The following is a 20,902-nucleotide window of genomic DNA, read 5'->3' as shown; positions in this document are numbered from 1 at the left end:
CGCGTGGGTCGGCGGGTTCATGTCAAGGACGGTCAGCGGGCCGGGGCCACGCGCCAGATCGTGTTGGCCAGGTCGTCGGCGATGATGAGCGCGCCGCGCGGATCCACGGTCACGCCGACCGGGCGGCCACGGGTCTTGCCGTCCTCGCCCCGGAAACCGGTGGCGAAATCGATCGGCGGACCCGCGGGACGACCATTGCTGAACGGCACGAAGATCACCTTGTAGCCGACCGGGTTCTTGCGGTTCCAGCTGCCGTGCTCGCCGACGAATGCGCCGTCCGCGAATTGGGTACCCATCGTGGGTGTGGAGAAATCCAGACCCAGCGCGGCCACGTGCGTACCCAGGGCGTAGTCCGGAGTGAGCGCGGAGGCCACCTTTTCCGGATTCTGCGGTCGCACGCGCGTGTCGACGTTCTTGCCCCAATAGGCGTAGGGCCAGCCGTAGAAACCGCCTTCACGGACCGAGGTGAGGTAATCGGGCGGGAGGTCCGGGCCGATCTCGTCGCGTTCGTTCACTACCGCCCACAAGACGTCCGTTCCCGGCTGGATGGCAAGCGCTGTGGGATTGCGCAGGCCGGTGGCGTAGACCTTGTGCGCGCCGGTCTGGGCATCCACCTGCCACACTTGGGCGCGGTCGACCTCGGCGTCCATCCCGCGCTCGGTGATGTTGCTGTTGGAGCCGATGCCGACGTAAAGGAAACGTCCATCCGGGCTGGCGGTCAACGCCTTGGTCCAGTGATGGTTGATGGCCGACGGCAACTCCGTGATCGTGACCGGTGCTCCGCTGGCCTTGGTCTGGCCTTCGTGATAATCGAACCGCACCAGCGCGTCCTGGTTGGCGACGTACAGCTTGTCGCCGATCAGCGCGAGCCCGTAAGGCGCGTTGAGGTTCTCGGCGAAGACGGTCCGCTCCTTGTAGCTGCCGTCACCGTCGGTGTCGCGCAGCAACGTCAAGCGGTTGCCGCTCTTGACCGTGGTGTTGCCCTTGGCCTTGATGCGGCCAGCGATCACGTCCTTCGGCTTCAACTTCGCTGCACTGCCGCCGCGGCCTTCGGCAATGAGGATGTCGCCGTTGGGAAGCACCAGGGTCTGGCGCGGGATGTTGAGGTCGGTGGCGATGGCCGCGATCGTGTAGCCCTGCGGCACGGTCGGCACCTGGTCGCCCCACAGCGCCGGCTTGGCAATGGTCATGTTGGGCAGCAGTCGGGTCTGAGCGGCCGGGATGGTCGGGTCAGCGCCGTACAGAGCGGAGTCCGGGGTGCTGCTGCCACCGCCACATGCACCCAACAGGGTCGTGATGGCAACGGCGGTCAATAGGCGTTTCATGCTGCACCTCCGGCACGAAGATTGGAGAACCCGACCCAGGTCGCCGCGCATGCAAGCACGGTAACGATCACGGACAGGATGAGGCTGGTCGGCATGATCCCGAACGCATCCTTGGCGTGGATCAGGGAGTCGATGAAGCCCACCACGAAGGTCGCCAGCAGAAGCAGGACGTAGACGAGCGGGCGCCCGCCGCGGCGATCGCCACGGAACAGGTCGATGACGGCCCACAGCAGCGCGAAGCCGGTGAAAACCATCGCGCCGACGAGCAGCCAGGACGCGAAGTTGCTCCACTGGATCTGGTAGCTGCGGGCATAGGTGATATCGCTCAACAGGACGCCCAGGAACAGCGGGACGGCCCCGGCAAGCAGAAACGCATGAAACGGGTGTAGTGCCCTTTGAGACACTTGGTCGACAGTGACAGCCATGGCAGTTGTTCCCTTTGATGATTGAAACGAGGCACCCACTACTGTACCAGTGCTGCCGGGCGAGATTTCCAGCACGAGGGCCCCACACAGTATCCAGACGCCGTTGTCATCGCGCTGTTACAGCGAGGTAGCAAACTTGTCTGTTTCGCAGACTAAGGTGCCACCGATGGCCGACTTCGATCTTTCCCGCCGCCAGATCCTCAAGGGCAGCGCGGCGGCCATGGCCATGGGCGCGATCGGCAGCCTGGGGGCGCTGTATTCCCGCCAGGCGATCGCCGCCGTGAGCGGTGATGCGATGCGCCTGGGACCGATTGCCGGTCCCTACGGTGCGCTGGCGCCGGTGGCCGACAGCGCGACCGGGCTGGAGCTGCTGCAATTGCCCCCGGGCTTCAGTTATACCTCGCTCGGTTGGGCCGGTGACCTGATGGATGATGGCCAGCCCGTGCCCGACCGGCACGACGGCATGGCGGTGCTCCAGCCTCAGCGCAAAGGTGGCGGCAGCGAGCTGGTGATCGTGCGCAACCACGAGCGGGGGATAGGAACGCCGATCAAGGCGCCGGGCATGTACGACACCGGGCTGATCGGCGGCGGCGTTGCTGGCGGCGGCACCACCAACCTGACCTGGCGCGACGGCAAGCTGCAGGCGATGGAGGCGAGCCTGGGTGGCACCCTGATCAACTGCGCCGGCGGCCCGACCCCATGGGGAACCTGGCTGAGTTGCGAGGAGGTCAGCAGCAACGAGGTTTCAGCCGACGGCAACAAACACGGTTACGTGTTCGAGGTCGACCCCGACCCCGCACGCACCAGCGGGCGGCCGATCATCGGCATGGGCCGGTTCTCGCACGAGGCGGTAGCGGTGGATCCGCGCACCGGTTACGTCTACCTGACCGAGGACGACCGCAACAAGTCGGGGCTGTACCGCTACGTGCCCGACGACACCAGTGGCCGTAATGGTTCGCTGGCCAACGGGGGCCGGCTGCAGGCCGCGCGGGTGCAGGGCAGGCGCAACGCCGACCTCTGCGTGGCCGCGATCGGCGACCGTTACCAACTGGAATGGGTCGACATCGACGCCCCCGACCTGGACAACCTGGTCGCTCCGGCCAGCTTCCCGGACGTCGACCCCGGGGATACCCTCAGCGGCCCGTTCGCGCAGGCCTGGACCCAGGGCGCGCTGCGCATGAGCCGCGGCGAAGGCATCTGGCACGCCGGCGACAGCCTCTTCATCGTCGACACGTCCACCGGCATGGACGATTCCGGCCGCAAGGGACATGGCCGTGGCGCGGTCTGGGTGCTGGACCTGCCCAGCCAGACGTTGCGCGCACTGTTCGTCAGCGGCAACCAGCTCGCCGCCAACAACCCCGACAACGTCACCGTCAGCCCGCGCGGCGGGGTCGTGCTGTGCGAGGACGGCGGCGAGAGCCTGGACCAGTACGGGCCTGGGGCGCGCGTACTCGGCCTGACCGGGGCAGGGGAGTCGTTCTACCTGGCCAAGAACAATGCCGAGTTGACCAGCAGCCAGATCGCGGGTGCCGGCAAGCAGGTTGCCGAGGGCGATTATCGTCGCGGCGAATTCTGCGGAGCGTGCTGGGATCCGGCCGGGGACACGTTGTTCGTCAACATCCAGACGCCGGGGATCACCCTGGCCATCACCGGGCCGTGGCAACACGGGGGGCTGTAGGAAGGAGGCTCCCGACGCGCAAAGGCCGCCCTGCCACCACGCTGACATCCGCACGTCACAGGGTGGCGATAGGGTGGCCGGTTCATTAACGTCCCGTAGCAGGATCCGCGCCGATGCCCCTCATCCCAAGCCTGTCGCCCATCGCCATCGCTTTCCTGGTTGCCATGACCTCGCATGCGGGGCCGGCCCTGGCCCAGCCGGCCGACCTGGCATTGTCTGACGGCAGTCGCGCCGCCAGCTGCACGTTGACGGCGTTCCGTGTGCGCTCGGACTTCGAGGCCGGACTCAACGTCGATACCGACTGGGTAGCCGCCACCAACGAGCCGATCACGGTCAACGCCGACCAGCCGTTCCGGGTGCGGATCGAGGTCGAGGCCGCTGACATGGCGGATACGCTGCGTCGCTTCTGGCTGCAATACCGCCACAACGGCGGGGAGTGGGCGGACCTCCAGTCGGCCGAGTTCCCCTATCCGCTGGTGACCCCGCCGATCAGCGTGGTCGCCAACGAGGAGTACACCCCCGGCGAGGCGACCACCGACCTGCTGGCCGGCTCATCCGCCCCGTTCCGTGCCGGTGCGGGCATGGTGCTGGACTCGACCACGCCGACCTGGAGCGGTGGGCAGGTGCATGGGGAATGGGAGTGGCCGCTGGTGATCCGCCGCTTCGCCGACGACGCGCATGCGAATGAGACCGGCGACACCTATGAGTTGCGCATGGTCGACACCGCCGGTGCCTGCGCAACCGCGGCCACACCGACCCTCACCGTGGCGGTGCCGGACGGACTGCTCGGCGGCACCTTCGTCGAGACCCCTGGCCCAATCGGCCCCTGGCAGGCGTCCAACGGCGACCTGTATTTCATCATCGAGCCGGCCGAGACCAGCAACGTCCTGATGATGGTCAAGTCCAGCGATGGCGGTCGAAGCTGGGACGAAGTCGACGCTGCCCACCGCCCGGCCGCGGACGACCTTGAAGGCTTTTCCACGGTGTTGGCCGGCGACACTGTGCATATGCTCCACCAGACCTCCGACGACGTCTGGCACCACGCCTTCCGCACCTCCGACCACCCGACCCACCCGGATAGCTGGGCGGTACGCGACGAGCTCGTGGCGTCCCCGCCGGAGCCGCCGACCCAGGTCGCCGCGCTCGCCGCGCGCTCCGACGGCAGCCTGGTGGGCGTGTATGGCGGCCCGGAACAGATTCATCTGAAGATCCGCGCCGCCGACGGCCGCTGGGGCGCGGAGACCATCCTCGACGCCGACACCGGTCCGCGCCTGTCCGGCCCGATGCTGGTCACCGGCAAGGGCGACGCCGTGCATCTGGCCTACACCGGCCACGACGGCACCGCCTGGTACCGTCTCATCGGGGCCGACGGGCAGCCCGGCCCGCGGCAGCTGCTCTCCGACCGGCTCGGCACTGGCGAAGACGATGTCGGTGCGATCCTGCCGCTGGTCTACCAGCCTCAGGACGACACCGTCATGGTGATCTACCGCCAGGCTGATGGGCGGCTGCGCGAGCGCCGTTCGGTTGCCGGTGGCCCGCTGGGCGAGGTCAACGTGGTGACCGATCGCCACGTGGTACAGAACGCGATCGACTCCGACCAGGCCGGCGCCGACGCCATCGTTCTGGACGGTCGCGCGCAGGTGCTGTTCATCGAGAACGCCAGCGGCCGCCTGTTCCACGCCAGCACCGATGCCGCCGGCAACTGGCAGCCGGCGACGCTGCAGGTCGACGAGGTCGATGCACAGTGGGTCCGCGGCCAGCCGGTGCGGCGTGCCGATGGCACGCGGGTGTACGGCTACGTCTACGACGCCGGCTCCAACGGCGGCTCGGGCATGAACCGGTACGGCGAGGTGATACCCGCCGGGAACTGAACATGGCGACAGGCGGCATTGGGGTGACAACTGTCATCGGCAGGTCACGGTTGAGACATACGGTTGCAGGGATCAGCTGATCCGAATTGGCTCGACGACCCTTACCCCAATCCGCCGGAGTCACCATGACGTCCCGTAAGCCCCTGCGCCAACGTGCGCTTGCATGCGCCGTTGCGACCGCCTTGCCACTGTTTTCCGTGATGTCCCACGCCGACGCCGCCACCGTGGCTGGCCGCGTGACCGATCAGGCCGGCCTGATCGGATTCCAGGGCGCCACCATCCGCGTATTGGAAGGCAACCGTCAGGCGGTCAGCGGCGACGATGGCAGCTTCCGTATCGGCGGCCTGCCCGCCGGCAGCTACACGTTGCAGGTCGACTACGTCGGCGCCGCGCCGGTGCAGCAGGCCATTGAAGTGGCCGAACCGATGGCCTCGATCGGCAATATCGCCATTGGCGCCGTTGGCGGTGCCGCGACCACGCTGGACTCGGTGCTGGTGATTGGCCAAATGGCCGGGCAGGCCGCCGCGCTGAGCCAGCAGCAGGCGTCCGACAATCTGGTATCGATCGTCTCGGCCGACGCGATCGGCCAGTTCCCCGACCAGAACGTGGCCGAGTCGCTGCAGCGACTGCCCGGCGTGTCACTGGAGCGCGATCAGGGCGAGGGCCGGTTCGTGGTCGTGCGTGGCCTCGACGCCGCGCTCAACACCACCAGCATCAACGGCATGCGTGTGCCCGGCCCCGAAGACGACTCGCGCGCGGTCAACCTGGACGTGATCTCCTCCGACCTGCTGGAGACGCTGGAGGTGATCAAGACGGTCACCCCCGACATGGACGGCGACGCCGTCGGTGGCCACATCGAGATCAAGAGCCTGACCGCCTTCGACCGCCCCGGTCGCAGCATCAGTGGCCGCGTGGAGGCCAGCCACAACGAACGCAGCGACAACACCAACCCCAAATTGTCGGGCACCTACACCGACCGTTTCGGCGCCAACGACGACTTCGGCGTAGCGGCGTCGGTGAGCTGGTACGAGCGTGAGTTCGCCACCGACGGCATCGAGACCGCTGCTGCTGACTGGCTGGAAGCGCCCGACGGCACCGAGTTCAAGGGCATCGCCGAGGGCGAGCAGCGCGACTACATGATCACCCGCGAGCGCACCAGTGCGAACCTCAACTTCGACTGGCGCCCGGACATGGACAACGAGTTCTACTGGCGCAACCTCTACAGCCGTTTCAGCGACGACGAGGTGCAGTCCACCAATGTGTTCGTGTTCGACGACGGCGACACCGTGGCCCTGGACGACACCGGCGGACGCTTCGAGGATGCGACCGCGAAGAAGTTCACCGAGGCGCGCATCCAGACCCAGGACATCTTCGCCACCACCCTGGGCGGCAAGGCATTCCGCGGCCCGTGGACGATCGACTACAGCGCCGCCTACTCGTTTGCCGAAACCGAGGAGACCGATTCTTTCGGCGCCGGTTGGGTGCAGGAAGGGCTCGACCTTGGCTACGACATCGGCGGCGCCGGTAAGCGCCCGCACTTCTTTGGCCTGGACAACGCCGCATTCACCGATGCCGGCGCGTACGAGCTCGACGAGATCGTTTTGGAGCCCTACAGCACCAAGGAGACCGAAACCGCGCTGAAACTGGACCTGCAGCGGGACTTCGAGCTGGGCGACATCTACGGCTACATCAAGTTCGGCGGCAAGTCGCGGTTGCGCGACAAGACCGCCGACTTCGACTCGACCGTGTTCGGTGGCTACGGCGGCGACTACACCCTGGCCGACTTCGCCCGCTCGGGTGCCGACTACCCGTATGCGACGCTCCAGCCGATCGCCGACGCCGGTAGCCTGGCCGGTTTCATCGACGCCAACCGCGGCCAGTTCGAGATCGACGAGGAGGAGACCGCGATCGAGCGCCAGGGCGGTGACTACCGCGTCGACGAGGACATCCATGCCGCCTATGCGATGGGCAAGCTGGACTTCGGTGACCTGCACCTGATCGGCGGTGTGCGCGTGGAGCGCACCGAATACGACGCCGTCGGCACCCGCATCGAGATCGACGAGCAGTCCGGTAGCGGCGATCCGATGTTCGTGCCGATCGGCATGGGCAAGACCTACACCAACTGGCTGCCGGGCCTGCACGCACGCTGGGAGCCGCGCGAGGGATTGGTGTTCCGGGCCTCGGCCAACAAGACCGTGTCGCGGCCGAACTTCGCCGACTCCGCGCCCTACCAGGTGATCGAGATCGAGGAAGACGGCGACGGCTACGAGCGCAAGGCAGAGCTGGGCAACCCCGAGCTGGACCCGATGCGCGCCACCAACGTCGACCTGTCGGTGGAGTACTACCCTGGCGACGTGTCCCTGCTCTCCGCGAGCCTGTTCTACAAGAAGATCGATGACTTCATCGTGGTCGCCGACGTGGCCGGTACCGGCGCCTTCGTCGACTTCGACGAGGCGATCCAGCCGCTCAATGGCGACGACGCGACCGTCCGCGGCCTGGAGCTGGGCTGGACGCAGAAACTCTCGTTCCTGCCCGGACCGTTCGACGGCCTGCTGTTCTCGATCAACCACGCCTGGATCGACAGCGAGTCCACGCTGCCATTCCGTGAGGGCGAGTTCAGCCTGCCGCGCCAGTCCGACCGGGTCGGCAACGTGTCGCTGGGTTATGAGAACGAGACCGTCTCGCTACGTCTGGCCGGCAACTACCGCAGCCGCTACCTGGACTCGCTGGAGGAGCTGGACGACCCGGCGTTCGACCGCTACGTGGACGACCACTTCCAGCTTGACCTGAGTGCCAAGTACCGTCTCAGTCCGAGCACCCAGCTTTACTTCAACGCAATCAACCTCAACGATCGCCCGCTGTACGCGTACCTGGGCGAGCGCCGCTTCAACAGCCAGTTCGAGAGCTACGGCCGCACCTTCGAGCTGGGCGTGCAGGTGAATTTCTGATCGCCGCGTACCCGCCGAATCCGCCCCGCCCACTCCGAATCCCGAGGACCCGTCCATGACCCTTCGCCTGAGCCTGCTGCCCCTGTCCCTTGCCATCTCACTGGCCGTCAGCGCCTGTGGCAACGCCGGCGATGCCGCGACTTCCACTGTGCCTGCGCAAGGCAGTGCCGACGCCGTAGCGGCCAGCGCCGAACCGGGCGCGACGACGGATACGCCGGTCATCGCCGAGGCGTTCAAGAGCACGATGACTCCGGAGGACAACATCGACTCACTGGCCAGCTGGACCACGGCCGACGGCAGCACCTGGGTGTTCGGCACCGCCAAGGCCACCGACCAGTTGGTGGTCTATGACGGCGATACCGGCGCCACCGTTCGCACGCTGGGTTCCCGCGGTGAGGCGGACGGACAGTTCAAGCGTCCCAACGGCGTATTCGTGATCGATGACCTGCTGTTGGTGGTCGAGCGCGACAATCGCCGCGTGCAGGGCTTCGCGCTGCCGTCGCTGCAGCCGCTCGGGCACTTCGGCCAGGAGCAGTTGGTCAAGCCTTACGGCCTGTGGGTCGACAAGGCCGGCGAGGGCACCTACGAGATCTACGTTACCGATGCCTACATGGCCGGCGAGGACGCGGACGGCGAGGACATCCTGCCGCCGCTGGCCAAACTGGACGAGCGGGTCAAGCGCTACAGCGTCACCGTGGGCGACAACGGCATGCTGGGCGAGTTCACCGGTGCCTTCGGCGATACCGGCGAGACCGGCGCACTGCGCGTGGTCGAGTCACTCTGGGGCGACCCCGCCACCGGGCGCCTGCTGGTGGCCGAGGAGGACGAGACCTACGCCAACGAGTTCAAGGTGTACGACCTGGAAGGCAACTTCTCCGGGCAGGTGTTTGGCGCCGACACCTTCGCCGCCCAGGCCGAGGGCATCGCCCTGTACACCTGCGGTGACGGCGGGTGGTGGGTGACCACCGAGCAGGCCAAGGACGTAACCACCTTCCACCTGTTCGAGCGCGAGAGCCTGCAGCACGCCGGCGCCTTCCGCGGCGAAATGGTGGCCAACACCGACGGCATCTGGCTGCACCAGGCCGCGACCCGCGAGTTCCCCGAAGGCGTGTTCTACGCGGTGCATGACGACCAAGGCATGGTCGCCTTCGACTGGCGCGATATCGCGAGCACGCTCGGACTGCCGGCTTGTAGCGGGTAGGGGTGGCGGGTGGGGTGGGCGCATTACGCCTTTGGCTAATGCGCCTACGCGGCCTGCGGCTTGATCGCGGTCAGGGCTGGGAGTGGTTGTGCGACGGACAATGGGGTGTCCGGACAACGTGATGTCCGCGGGTGAGGTCATCCAGATGGAGTTCCATGTCAGTGCTGCTGGTCCGTTGCCGGATGCCGATGCCGTCGAGGCGGCGATCCGCGAGCTTGATCCGTCGGCGCTGGTCGACGTTGATCCGACGGGCCAGTTGCTGAGGATCGCCGCCTCGATCGATTCGACCGAGTTGGTTTCACTGATCAACCAAGCCGGCTATCCGGTAACCCCGGAGCAGGTGCGGCAATTGCCGTCCATCTGTTGTGGCGGGTGTAGCGGATAGCGACCCACCCCGACAACCCAACGCGCATCCTGCCAACTGCATCCACAAAACAGCAGGGCAGCCGGCGGGCTACTACCCGATCGACTGCGTCGCGGCACCCACCGCGGTGCCGGAGGTGCGCGCCAGCATGCGGTCTTTTACGCCTGCGCGCGTTCCGGCTCCGCTGGTCATGCGCCTGCAGGATCCGGGGCAGGCTCCCCTCGATCCAGTCCGCAAGCGTACTGACCTTCTCCGCGGCCTCCCGGCCCAGCGGTGTCAGCCGGTATTCCACGTGGGGCGGAACCACTTCATAAGCGATCCGGTCGACCAGGCCGTCGCCTTCCAGCCACTGCAGCGTCTGCGCCAGCATCCGCTCGCTGACGCCATCGATGGCGCGCCGCAGCTCGCTGAAGCGGTGGACGCGCGTCTCCAGCACCAGCACCAGCACGCCCCAGCGGCTGGTGACGTGCTTGAGTACCTCGCGCGAGGGGCAGGCGGCCACGAGGAGTTGGTGTAAGTCCTACACTGCCAACACCCCCATCAACGGAGCGAATCTCCATGACCATCGCAGACACCGGCGCCACCGGCCAGCTTGGCCGCCTGCTCATCGAGCGCCTGCGCGCCAAGCTGCCGGCCGCCGACATCGTTGCGCTGGCCCGCACGCCCTCGAAGGCGGCCGACTGGAGGTGCGCGAAGCCGACTACACGCGCCCGGACACTCTGGACAAGGCCTTTGTCGGCATCGACACGCTGATGATGATTTCCGGCAGCGAGGTCGGGCAGCGGCTGCAGCAGCACCACAACCTCATCGAGGCCGCGAAGAAGGCCGGGGTCGGGCGCGTGGTCTATACCAGCCTGCTGCACGCGGACCGCTCCACCCTGGGGCTGGCGCCCGAGCACGTCGCCACCGAGGCGCTGCTGGAGGCGTCCGGGCTGGCCACCACCCTGCTGCGCAACGGCTGGTATACCGAGAACTACACCGCCGCCGCCGGCGCCGCTGTCGCCAATGGCGCGCTGTTCGATGACGGCCGCGTCCTGTCGCAGCTGATCGGCCGGCCGACCACGTCGCTGGCGGACGCCGTGTCCGCGGTGCTCGCGTAAGGACCAGGAAAACGATGACAACACAGGAAGGACCGCAGCGGATCGTAATCGTCGGTGGCGGCGTGGCCGGCCTCGAGATCGCCAGCACCCTCGGCCGCCGCTGGCGTCGGCAGCACGGGCGACCGTCCATCATCCTGATCGACCACGACTCGGCGCACGTGTGGAAGCCGATGCTGCATACCATTGCAGCCGGTACCCGGGATATTTCCCAGCAGCAGACTACCTACCTCGTCCAGGCACGCGACGCCGGCTTCGCCTACCAGCCCGGTGAACTGTGCGGCCTGGACCGGGACGCCCGCGAGATCCTGCTGGCGGCACAGCACGCGCCGGATGGGCGCCTGCTGATCCCCTCGCGGCGGCTTGGCTACGACATGCTGGTGCTGGCTACCGGCAGCCAGGCCAATGACTTCGGGACGCCGGGCGTGGCCGCGCACTGCTACCGGATCGATTCGCGCCGGCAGGCCGAGGCGTTCAACCGCGAGGTGCGCATCCGCCTGCTGCAGTGCCTGACCCAGGACACCGTGCTGCCGATCGCCATCGTCGGCGGTGGTGCCACCGGGGTGGAGCTGGCAGCGGAACTGGTGCAACTGTTCGAGTCCGCGACTGCCTACGGCGTGCCGGAGCTGGCCTCGCGCATCTCGATCACCCTGGTCGAGGCTGGCCCGCGCCTGCTCGCGGCGTTCCCTGAGGACATCTCCAGCGCCACGCGCACGCGGCTGGAAGCGATCGGGGTCACGGTCATGACCGGGACCCAGGTCAGCGCGGCGACCGCGGATGGCTTCGAGCTGGCCGATGGCAGCCGGCTGGCGGCTTCGCTGAAGGTCTGGGCGGCCGGGGTCAAGGGGCCGGACTTCCTCGCCGACCTCGATGGCCTGGAGGCGACCCGCAACAACCAGCTGGTGGTGCTGCCGACCCTGCAGACCACACGCGACCCGGCCGTCTACGCCCTCGGCGATTGCGCCAGCCTGACGCCCGCCGGGGCGGAGCGTCCGCTGCCGCCCACCGCCCAGGTGGCCCACCAGCAGGCCAAATACCTGATCGGAACCTTGCCGAAGGCGCTGCGGAGGGATGCGGTGGCGGATTTCCGCTATCGCGACATGGGGGCGCTGGTGTCGCTGGGGGACTACGACGCCTTCGGCTCGCTCGGCCAGTTCGGCCTGTTCACCGGCGTCACCTTCCGTGGCCGGCTGGCCCAGCTCAGCCACGTCATGCTGTACCGCAGCCACCAGGCCCGGATCCACGGCTTCTGGCGCGGCGGGTTGCTGTGGCTGGTGGACCGGCTCAACTCGCGCCTGCGCGCCACGATCCGCTTGGACTGATGCGTGTCAGCTGCCCGGGTGGCTCGCCCGGGCAGGAGGCCGAAGACCTGCTGGCAGGCCCCGACTCAACGCGCCAGCACGCCACCGTCGATCGGGTAGTAGCCGCCGGTAATGAAGCTCGAGCGCGGGCTGGCGAGGAACAGCACCAGTTCGGCGACCTCTTCGACTTCACCCAGCCGGCCCATCGGCTGCACGTTGGCCAGCTCGGCGCGCTGCTCGGCCGGGACGTAGTTGACGAGGTCGGTGTTGATGTAGGTCGGTCCCACCGCGTTGGCGCGGATGCCCTGGGTGGCGTATTCGAGGGCCACATTCTTCGTCAGCCCCACGACGCCGTGCTTGGCGGCGGTGTAGGGCGACAACCCCGGCACGCCGGCCGCACCGGCGACGCTGGCCATGTTGACCATCACGCCACCGCCCGCCTCGAGCATCGCCGGGATCTGGACGCGCACGCCGTAGAACATGCCCGACAGGTTGATCCGGAGCACCCGGTCCCAGGTCTCGACGGGAATCTCGGCGGTCGGGGCAAAGTCGTGGCTGATGCCGGCGTTGTTGACCGCGATGTCCAGGCGGCCATAGGCCTCCTTGGTACGGGCGATCACTTCGACGTGGTACTCCGGGTCGGACACGTCGCCGGTGACCAGAATGGCCTTCCTGCCGAGTGCACGGATGGCCTCGATGGTTCCGTTGCCGCCCTTCTCGTCGATGTCGGCGATGACGACGTTGGCCCCTTCCTCGGCCAGCTTCAGGGCGATTCCGCGGCCCAGCCCCGAACCGGCACCGGTGACGATTGCGGTCTTGTTCTCAAGAATCATTGATTCCTCCAGTGGCCTTGCGGCCGGTTATTCGGGTGGGTTGTGCGACAGGTAGGCACCTAGCGCGGCGAGTTCCCCGTCGTTGATCTCGGTCTTGCGGAAGAACGGCATCACCGAGATGCCGTTACGCACGAAGATCGCGACCACTTCCGGGCTGAGATTGGTGCGGTCTTCCAGGGCAGCGGGCATCGCGCCGCCATAGCGCGCTTCCAGTGCCTGGGTGCCCGGGTGGCCCGGGCCGCGGGCATGGCAGGCCGAGCACCAGTGCTGGTACAGCTGCTTGCCCTGCTGCAGCTGGGCCTCGTCCACGGCGGGCGTGGCCGATTGCCCGGATGCGGCCGACTGCGCTGACGCGGAGAACGGCAGCATCAACGCCAGCAGCAAGGCCGAGGGGAGTGTCATCGTCTTCACCGCGTGCCCTCCCGGTAGCGGCGCGGCCAGATCCCGCCGCGACCCGGCGCCATGATCCCGTTGGGGTCGACGGTGTCCTTCAGCTGTTCCTGGAAGCGCAGCAGCATGTTGTTGTTGAACGAGTAGGTCTTCGCCACCGCGTCCTGGAACGCGGGGGTGGTGCGGTACTCGGTCCAGCCGTGTTCGGCGGCGATGCGGATGAGGTTGGTGAAGTCCTGGACGGACTTGCGGTTCTGCGCCTTGTCCGATCGCGAGATGAACACCGGAAACAGGTAGACGTAGGTGCGGTACTGCCAGGTCTGCGGGACGTTGGTCACGCCGATCGGCGCCGAGGTGATGTTGAGCTCGCGCGCCGCCTGGGTGAACACCTGGTGGGCCTTGATGATCGCCTCGCCGGAGCGGGGAATGATCGGCGAGAACCAGATGTGGCCGTCGCTGGGTTCAGGCATGGCCTCCGCTCGCGCACCGATCGCGAAGATCGACATGTTGGGCACGCCGATCGCCACCTTGTGCCGTGCGTTCTGCTTCGCCTTGTCGTTGCGCAGGGGATCGGCGTAGCTCTCGATCTCATCGAAGCGCACGCCCGGGATGTCGCCGAACACCTTCTTCGCGTGCGCCCAGTTGGCGTACACGGTGTCCTTCGGTCCGTAGAAGTTCAGCAGCACGCTCCAGAACTCCAGGTCATGCTTGTCCGCGTAGGCTTCGTACGCCTCGACGCTGGCGCCGCCGGGCTGGGTGATGAGCGCCATCAGCTCCGGGGTGGTCTTGTAGATTTCCGGTTCCATCTGGATGCACAGCGGGTCCATCGGGCAGATGTAGCGCGGATGCCCGATCAGGCCCTGGTCCTCCATGCGGTTGACGCCATCGACCAGCGGGACGATGTCGCGGTACCGGGGCACCTTGACCACGGTGGACAGGAAGTGGTCGGGCGCCGGCTGCATCCAGAAGCCCATCCGGGTGACGATGCCGAAGCCCGCCTGGGCAAACAGGCCGTCGACGTAGGCACCGAAGCCGTACTTGTTCTCGCCCCAGGTCTCGGCCCCGGGGACGGCGGCCATGCCGGTACGCATGATCTCACCATCCGGCAGCACCACTTCCATGCCGCAGTGCGAGCCGAAGTGGTCGCGGTAGTTCATCCACGTGTAGCCGACGCCGTGGTCGAGTGCGTTGCCGAGCGGGCTGCCCCAGCCCGGGTCGGGTACGTCCACCATCAACTGCTTGCCGTGCTCCTGAATGTGGTTGTAGAGGTCGAAGTACGACACGCCGGGTTCGACGATGCAGAAGTTCCTGCGGTCGTCGACCTTGATGATCCGGTTCATGCGCTTGAGGTCGACGATGAAGGTCCCGGTCATGTTCGGGGCCGACCCGCCATAGCCGAGGTTCTTGCCGGTGGAGATGGCGTAGACCGGCAGCTTGTACTTGTTGGCGATGCGTACGACCGCCTGGACTTCCTCGGTGGAGGCGGGGGCGACGGCGCCGGACGGCATCAGCTCGCTTTCCTCGTCCCATACCGGCGAGTAGGCGTCGCGATACAGCGCGATGTCCTCGTCGCTGGTGAACACCCACTCGGGGCCGACGATCTTGCGGAACTCTTCGACGGCGGCGTTGAAGCTGGCCGGACTCACGTCATTGGGTAGCTTCATGCGTTCGCTCCTCGTGGATGGGCCTTCCGGGGTGCCAGCACCCAGGAGTACAGGGGGCCTTCGGCTGCGTGCCCGTGGGCGGGGGTCTGCAGCGACCGCGTGTCGCTGGCACCCGGCACTGCCGGGCAATGGACAACGGCACGCGCCACGCAGGCGCCGAAGTTGCGCTCGCGCCGCGCCGCCAGGCCGAATGCGCCGATGACATCTGGCGGGCCGCTGAGGGAGTGGGCGACCGTGCCGTCGCCCATGGGCCGGTGCTCGGCCCGGAACGCCACGCGCAGCCCGTAGTCACGGGCAGACTGCTCGAGCAGCAGCAGCGGGGTATGCGTGGTCATCCCGGCGATCGCGGCCGGTGCGGTGCGCCAGAGTTCAACCAGCCGTGCCCAGACGGGGGTGATGTCGCCGTCGATGCCGAAGGTCGGCAGCCTCTGGCGCGCGGCGGCGGCGAACGCGGCGCTCTGCGTCCGCCCCGGCTCGAACACCACGCCCTGCAGCTTCAGGCGGGCGCCCGGCGGCCCCAGTACGGAAGCGACGCCGGGACCGGCAAAGGCCGAGCTGGCGAGCACCAGGCCGCTGGTCGCCAGCGAGCCCTGCAGGAACTGTCGTCGTGTAGCCATGATGCTCTCCAATCAGTCGACCGACTCAAAGGCAACAGCGACCGCTTCGCCGCCGCCGATGCACAGCGTCGCAATGCCGCGCTTGGCCTGGCGGTCCTGCATGGCGTGGAGGAGGGTGGCGGTGATCCGCGCGCCGCTTGCGCCGATCGGGTGGCCCACGGCCAGCGTTCCGCCGTGCACGTTGATCTTTTCCGCCGGCACGCCGAGGTCCTTCATGACCGCCATCGGCACGGCCGCCATCGCCTCGTTGATCTCGAACAGGTCGACGTCGTCCACCGTCCAGCCGGTCTTACCCAGCAGCTTGCGCAGCGCGCCGACCGGTGCGGAGGTGAACTGCTCCGGCGCCTGCGAATGGGTTGCGTGCGCCACCACCCGCGCGAGCGGCGTGACTCCCAGGCGCTCCACCGCCTTCGCGCTCATCAGCACGACGGCCGCAGCGCCATCGCAGAAGCGCGACGCGGTCGCGGCGGTGATGCTTCCGTCGGGAGTGAAGGCGGGCTTGAGGGAGGACAGCTGGTCCAGGTTGATGGAAGACGGCATTTCGTCGGCGTCGACCAGGCGGCGTTCGCCCTTCCGGTCGACCACCTCGACGGGGACCAGTTCGTTCTTCAGCTTCCCGGCCTCCATCGCGGCGCGGGTGCGCAGCACCGTCGCCCGGGCGTACGCGTCCTGCTGCTCGCGCGTGAATCCGTATTCGTCCGCGGTGGCCTGGGAGAACGTGCCCAGCACGCGCCCGTCGGGGTGGTTGAGGCCGTCGCGCATCAGGTGATCGACAAGGGCCGTGTCGCCGATGCGGACCCCTCCACGGACATGGCTCAGGTGCGGCGCCAGGGTCATGTTCTCCATGCCGCCGGCGACCACCACGTCCGCGGAGCCGGCAAGGATGCCGTCGCGGCCGATCATGATGGCCTTCAGGCCCGAGCCGCAGACCTTGTTCACGGTGGTGGCTCCGGCCTTGAGTGGGATACCCGCCGCCATGGCCGCTTGCCGCGCGGGCGCCTGGCCTTCGCCGGCGGTCAGGACGTTGCCCATGTAGACCTCGTCGACCTCGTCCGGATCGAGCTCGATCGATGCGAGCGCGGCGCGGATGGCGGTGGCGCCCAGCGCGACCGTGGGAACCGACGAGTACTGGCCCAGCAGCGAGCCGATGGGCGTGCGCTTGGCAGCCACGACGAAAACTTCGTTGGATGACATGTGTTTGCTCCTCCTGCCCGCGTCGGGCGTGGAGGATCACGATAGGTCGGTTGACCTATTTTAGTCAAGTGACCTACTATGCGGGGGAGAGAAAATACAGGCCCTGCGCATGTCGCCAACACGTGTATCCACGCCCGAGCGCATCCTCGACGCTGCGGAGGCCCTGTTTGCCTGGCGCGGCTACGACGCGGTGTCGACCAGGGCCATCACCGAGCGCGCCGGCGTCCGCCTCAACCTGCTGTCCTACCATTTCGGGACCAAGGAAAAGTTGTTCCAGGCAGTGATCGACCGGCGCCTGGACGTGATCATCGAGCGGCGCGAGGAGGCGCTGGCCAAGCTCCGCGAGTCGGAGAAGCCGGTGACGGTGGACGGGATACTGCGGGCCTTCATCCATCCGTACTACGAGCTGTCGCATGGTGACCCGGGCTGGTTGAACTATGCGCGCCTGGTCGCGCTGACCAGCCAGTCCGAACGCGATTATCAGGCCCTCGACCAGTACATGCAGAGGACCGTTCACGTGTTCATGCGTGCCCTGCAGGAAGCGCTGCCCGGAGTATCGGAAAAAGCGATCAAATCCGGCTTCTACTACGCGATCACGCTGATGATGGCCTCATTCTCGGGCATGAACCGGATCAAGGGGCTGGTGGATGGTGCCAAGTCCGGCAAGGCGCTCGAGCGTGCGTACAGCCCACTCATCATTTATGCCGAGGCCGGCATCCTGGCGCTGGCCGAAGCCGACCGCGCCGCGCGATGACCGGCATCACCCAAGAGGATCCCCCATGACCATCAAGACTGTTTTCATCCCCGCCGGTGGCGGCTTCGACCACGTCAGCATCGGCACCACGCAGCCGGTCGAGCCCGGCCCCGGTGAGATCACCGTGCGCCTGCGCGCCAGCTCGCTCAATTACCACGACTACGGCGTGGTCAGTGGCGCGATGGCTCCCAAGGAGCGGCGCATCCCGATGTCCGACGGCGCTGGCGAAGTGACCGCGGTCGGCGCGGGCGTCACCGAGTTTGCCGTCGGCGATCACGTGGTCAGCACGTTCTTTCCGGACTGGGTTGACGGCGAGCCGCAGGCCGAGGGCTTCGGCCGGGTGCCGGGCGACGGCATCGACGGCTATGCGCGCGAGCAGGTGACGGCGGCGGCCACGGCGTTCACCCTCGCGCCGTGCGGCTGGAGCCACACCGAAGCGGCCACCCTGACCACCGCCGGCCTGACCGCCTGGCAGGCGCTGTTCGAGCACGGCGCGCTGCAACCGGGTCAGGACGTGCTGGTGCAGGGCAGCGGCGGCGTGTCGGTGTTCGCACTGCAGTTCGCGAAGCTGGCCGGCGCGCGCGTGATCGCGACCTCGTCCAGCGACGCCAAGCTCGAGCGCCTGCGCGAGTTGGGCGCCGACGAGGTGATCAACTACCGCAAGGACCCCGAGTGGGGCATGACCGTGCGCGGCCTGACCGGTGGCCGCGGCGTGGACCACGTGATCGAGGTGGGTGGTCCAGAGACGCTGGTGCAGTCGATGCTGGCGACCTGCGTGGGCGGCCACATCGCCGTGATCGGCGTGTTGACCGGCGTCGACAGCAAGCTGCCGTTGGGCCTGGCCCTGGCGCGGCACCTGCGCCTGCAGGCATTCGTGGTCGGCAGCCGCCGCCAGCAGCAGGACATGGTGCGCGCACTCGACGCCAGCACCATGCGCCCGATCATCGATCGCCACTTCGCGCTCGACGACCTGGTGGCCGCGTTCCGCCATCAAGAGAGCGGGAAGCACTTCGGCAAGATCGTCGTCGACATTTGAGCCGATCTCGACCAGCTACCGCGGCTACGACATCGTGCAGATGCCGCCGAGCACGCAGGGTTTCGCCGCGTTCACAGCTTCAGCAAACGCAGCCTGAGCGCGTTGCTGATCACGCTCACCGACGACAGCGTCATGGCCGCTGCGGCGATGATCGGCGACAGCAGGATGCCGAAGAACGGATACAGCACGCCGGCTGCGATCGGGATGCCGGCCGCGTTGTAGGCGAAGGCGAAGAACAGGTTCTGGCGGATGTTGCGCATGGTGGCTTCCGACAGCTGCCGGGCCCTGACGATGCCCATCAGGTCGCCCTTGAGCAGGGTGATGCCGGCGCTTTCCATGGCCACATCGGTGCCCGGGCCCATGGCGATGCCCACGTCTGCGGCGGCCAGGGCCGGGGCGTCGTTGACGCCGTCGCCGGCCATGGCGACCACCCGGCCTTCGGCACGCAGGCGCGACACCACGTCGCTCTTGCCGTCGGGTAGCACGTCGGCCTCGACCTCGTCGATCCCGAGCGTGCGCGCCACCGCCAGGGCCGTGGTGCGGTTGTCGCCGGTCAGCATGACGATGCGGATGCCGTCATCGCGCAATGCCTGCAAGGCCGGCGCCGTGGTGTCCTTGATCGGGTCGGCGATGGCGAGGATGCCGGCGGCCCGGCCGGACACGCCGATGTAGATGGCGGTTGCGCCTTCGCCACGCAGGCCGTCGGCCTGGTCGGCCAAGGCGGCGGTATCGACGCCGTGCTCGGCCAGGAAGGCGGCGTTGCCAAGCGAGACGAACTCGCCTTCCACTGTTCCAAGCACGCCCTTGCCGGTGGGTGAGTCGAAGCCGGTGACGTCGGGGATGACGATGCCGCGGCTCTTGGCAGCGTCGACGATCGCCAGTGCCAGCGGATGCTCGGAGGCGCGCTCCACGCCCGCAGCCAAACGCAGGATCGCCTCCTCGTCGAAACCCTCGGCGGGCACGATGCCGGTCACCGACGGCTTGCCCTCGGTAAGCGTGCCGGTCTTGTCGACCACCAGGGTGTCGACCTTCTCCATGTGCTCCAGCGCCTCGGCGTTCTTGATCAGCACGCCGAGCTGCGCGCCCTTGCCCACGCCGACCATGATCGACATCGGCGTGGCCAGCCCCAGCGCGCAAGGGCAGGCGATGATCAGCACCGAGACCGCGGCCACCAGGCCGTAGGCCATCCTCGGCTCCGGGCCGACGATGGACCAGACGATGAAGGTGACGATGGCAGCCGCGATCACCGCCGGTACGAACCAGCCCGAGACGCGGTCGGCCATGCGCTGGATCGGCGCGCGCGAGCGCTGCGCGTCGGCGACCATCTGCACGATCCGCGACAGCAGGGTGTCGCGGCCGACCTTCTCGGCGCGGATGATGAGCGCGCCCGACTGGTTGAGGGTGCCGCCGATGACCGGGTCGTCGACGCTGCGGGTCACCGGCATGGATTCACCCGTCACCATGGACTCGTCCACGGCCGAGCGGCCGTCGACGACCACGCCGTCCACCGGCACGTTCTCGCCGGGGCGCACGCGCAGGCGGTCGCCGATTTCGACCTCTTCGACCGGCACGTCGCTTTCCTCGCCGGACGCGTCGATCCGTCGGGCGGTCTTGGGTGCGAGATCGAGCAGGGCCTTGATCGCGCCGGAGGTCTGCTCGCGCGCGCGCAGCTCCAGCACCTGGCCGAGGAGGACGAGGACGGTGATAACGGCGGCGGCCTCGAAGTAGACCGCGACGCTCCCGTCTGCCGCCCGGAACGCGGGCGGGAACAGGCCGGGCATGAGCGTGGCCACCGCGCTGTAGGTCCAGGCCACACCGGTGCCCATGGCGATCAGGGTGAACATGTTGAGGTTGCGGGTGACCAGCGACGCCCACGCGCGCTGGAAGAACGGCCAGCCGGCCCACCACACCACCGGCGTGGCCAAGGCGAACTGGATCCACGCCGACGTGGTTGGCGGAACCAGACGATGGATCGCCGGGAACAGGTGGCCGCCCATCTCCAGCACGAACACGGGAAGGGTGAGCACCAGCCCGATCCAGAACCGCCGGGTCATGTCGGCCAGCTCCGGGTTCGGCCCGTCGTCGGCGGTGGCCACGTCCGGCTCCAACGCCATCCCGCAGATCGGGCAGCTGCCCGGCCCATCGCGCCTGATCTCCGGATGCATCGGGCAGGTATAGATCGCCCTGACTCCTGTTCTCGACAT

At 67.7% G+C, this 20,902-nt stretch carries 19 protein-coding genes; 10 read left to right on the top strand and 9 right to left on the bottom strand.

Annotated features, from left to right (window positions below):
* Positions 1-32: 32 nt before the first annotated feature.
* Positions 33-1,325, bottom strand: coding sequence for a PQQ-dependent sugar dehydrogenase (locus ACW7G0_RS08280; protein ID WP_456989010.1), 1,293 nt, complete (start codon positions 1,323-1,325; stop codon positions 33-35).
* Positions 1,322-1,750 (bottom strand): DUF2231 domain-containing protein, encoded by a 429-nt coding sequence (locus ACW7G0_RS08275; protein ID WP_456961073.1) that lies wholly within the window; start codon positions 1,748-1,750, stop codon positions 1,322-1,324. Before ACW7G0_RS08275 ends, ACW7G0_RS08280 begins: the two co-directional genes overlap by 4 nt.
* A 166-nt stretch (positions 1,751-1,916) precedes the next feature.
* On the opposite strand from ACW7G0_RS08275, the gene ACW7G0_RS08270 reads away from it, so the two are divergent.
* From ACW7G0_RS08270 to ACW7G0_RS08250, 5 genes are all read left to right on the top strand, one after another.
* The gene (locus ACW7G0_RS08270) at positions 1,917-3,428 is read left to right on the top strand and encodes an alkaline phosphatase PhoX (RefSeq protein WP_456989008.1); all 1,512 of its coding nucleotides are present in this window, start codon (positions 1,917-1,919) and stop codon (positions 3,426-3,428) included.
* Between the two features lie 113 nt (positions 3,429-3,541).
* Positions 3,542-5,299 (top strand): hypothetical protein, encoded by a 1,758-nt coding sequence (locus tag ACW7G0_RS08265; protein WP_456989006.1) that lies wholly within the window; start codon positions 3,542-3,544, stop codon positions 5,297-5,299.
* A 125-nt stretch (positions 5,300-5,424) separates the two neighbouring features.
* On the top strand, positions 5,425-8,247 hold the full coding sequence (locus ACW7G0_RS08260) for a TonB-dependent receptor (protein WP_456989004.1): 2,823 nt from the start codon (positions 5,425-5,427) through the stop codon (positions 8,245-8,247).
* A gap of 55 nt (positions 8,248-8,302) precedes the next feature.
* Positions 8,303-9,448: a phytase gene (locus ACW7G0_RS08255; protein WP_456989002.1), complete on the top strand. Its 1,146-nt coding sequence runs from the start codon at positions 8,303-8,305 to the stop codon at positions 9,446-9,448.
* 121 nt (positions 9,449-9,569) lie between these two features.
* Positions 9,570-9,833: a hypothetical protein gene (locus ACW7G0_RS08250; protein ID WP_456989000.1), complete on the top strand. Its 264-nt coding sequence runs from the start codon at positions 9,570-9,572 to the stop codon at positions 9,831-9,833.
* Here the strand turns inward: ACW7G0_RS08250 and ACW7G0_RS08245 are convergent.
* Entirely contained in the window at positions 9,754-10,248 is a 495-nt protein-coding gene (locus ACW7G0_RS08245; RefSeq protein WP_456989485.1) for a winged helix-turn-helix transcriptional regulator, read from the bottom strand. The two genes, ACW7G0_RS08250 and ACW7G0_RS08245, sit on opposite strands and share 80 nt — an antisense overlap.
* Positions 10,249-10,370: 122 nt before the next feature.
* Between ACW7G0_RS08245 and ACW7G0_RS08240 the strand changes: the two genes are divergently transcribed.
* The 3 genes from ACW7G0_RS08240 to ACW7G0_RS08230 are packed head-to-tail and all read left to right on the top strand — an operon-like array spanning position 10,371 to position 12,231.
* The gene (locus tag ACW7G0_RS08240; protein WP_456988998.1) at positions 10,371-10,565 is read left to right on the top strand and encodes an SDR family oxidoreductase; all 195 of its coding nucleotides are present in this window, start codon (positions 10,371-10,373) and stop codon (positions 10,563-10,565) included.
* A complete protein-coding gene (locus ACW7G0_RS08235) occupies positions 10,499-10,912 on the top strand; it encodes an NAD(P)H-binding protein (RefSeq protein ID WP_456988996.1) in 414 nt (137 codons plus the stop codon). Before ACW7G0_RS08240 ends, ACW7G0_RS08235 begins: the two co-directional genes overlap by 67 nt.
* Before the next feature lie 14 nt (positions 10,913-10,926).
* Positions 10,927-12,231 (top strand): NAD(P)/FAD-dependent oxidoreductase, encoded by a 1,305-nt coding sequence (locus tag ACW7G0_RS08230; protein WP_456988994.1) that lies wholly within the window; start codon positions 10,927-10,929, stop codon positions 12,229-12,231.
* Positions 12,232-12,296: 65 nt separating this feature from the next.
* On the opposite strand, the gene ACW7G0_RS08225 is transcribed toward ACW7G0_RS08230, so the two are convergent.
* Genes ACW7G0_RS08225 through ACW7G0_RS08205 form a run of 5 tightly spaced genes read right to left on the bottom strand, consistent with a single transcriptional unit; the run spans position 12,297 to position 16,908 of the window.
* Complete coding sequence (locus ACW7G0_RS08225; protein WP_456988992.1) at positions 12,297-13,043, bottom strand: SDR family NAD(P)-dependent oxidoreductase; 747 nt, start codon at positions 13,041-13,043, stop codon at positions 12,297-12,299.
* Between the two features lie 27 nt (positions 13,044-13,070).
* The gene (locus tag ACW7G0_RS08220; RefSeq protein WP_456988990.1) at positions 13,071-13,445 is read right to left on the bottom strand and encodes a c-type cytochrome; all 375 of its coding nucleotides are present in this window, start codon (positions 13,443-13,445) and stop codon (positions 13,071-13,073) included.
* A gap of 5 nt (positions 13,446-13,450) precedes the next feature.
* A complete protein-coding gene (locus ACW7G0_RS08215; RefSeq protein ID WP_456988988.1) occupies positions 13,451-15,097 on the bottom strand; it encodes an FAD-binding oxidoreductase in 1,647 nt (548 codons plus the stop codon).
* Positions 15,094-15,714 (bottom strand): hypothetical protein, encoded by a 621-nt coding sequence (locus tag ACW7G0_RS08210; RefSeq protein ID WP_456988986.1) that lies wholly within the window; start codon positions 15,712-15,714, stop codon positions 15,094-15,096. The genes ACW7G0_RS08215 and ACW7G0_RS08210 overlap by 4 nt, the downstream gene beginning before the upstream one ends.
* Positions 15,715-15,726: 12 nt before the next feature.
* Complete coding sequence (locus ACW7G0_RS08205) at positions 15,727-16,908, bottom strand: thiolase family protein (RefSeq protein ID WP_456988984.1); 1,182 nt, start codon at positions 16,906-16,908, stop codon at positions 15,727-15,729.
* A 109-nt stretch (positions 16,909-17,017) separates the two neighbouring features.
* Between ACW7G0_RS08205 and ACW7G0_RS08200 the strand changes: the two genes are divergently transcribed.
* Positions 17,018-17,662, top strand: a complete 645-nt coding sequence (locus ACW7G0_RS08200) for a TetR/AcrR family transcriptional regulator (protein ID WP_456988982.1) — start codon at positions 17,018-17,020, stop codon at positions 17,660-17,662.
* A gap of 25 nt (positions 17,663-17,687) precedes the next feature.
* Entirely contained in the window at positions 17,688-18,698 is a 1,011-nt protein-coding gene (locus ACW7G0_RS08195) for a zinc-dependent alcohol dehydrogenase family protein (RefSeq protein ID WP_456988980.1), read from the top strand.
* A gap of 71 nt (positions 18,699-18,769) precedes the next feature.
* Here the strand turns inward: ACW7G0_RS08195 and ACW7G0_RS08190 are convergent, their stop codons facing one another.
* A complete protein-coding gene (locus ACW7G0_RS08190) occupies positions 18,770-20,902 on the bottom strand; it encodes a copper-transporting P-type ATPase (protein WP_456988978.1) in 2,133 nt (710 codons plus the stop codon).

This window comes from Lysobacter sp. A286 (assembly GCF_054052105.1).
This window is presented reverse-complemented; position numbering and strand designations above follow the sequence as displayed.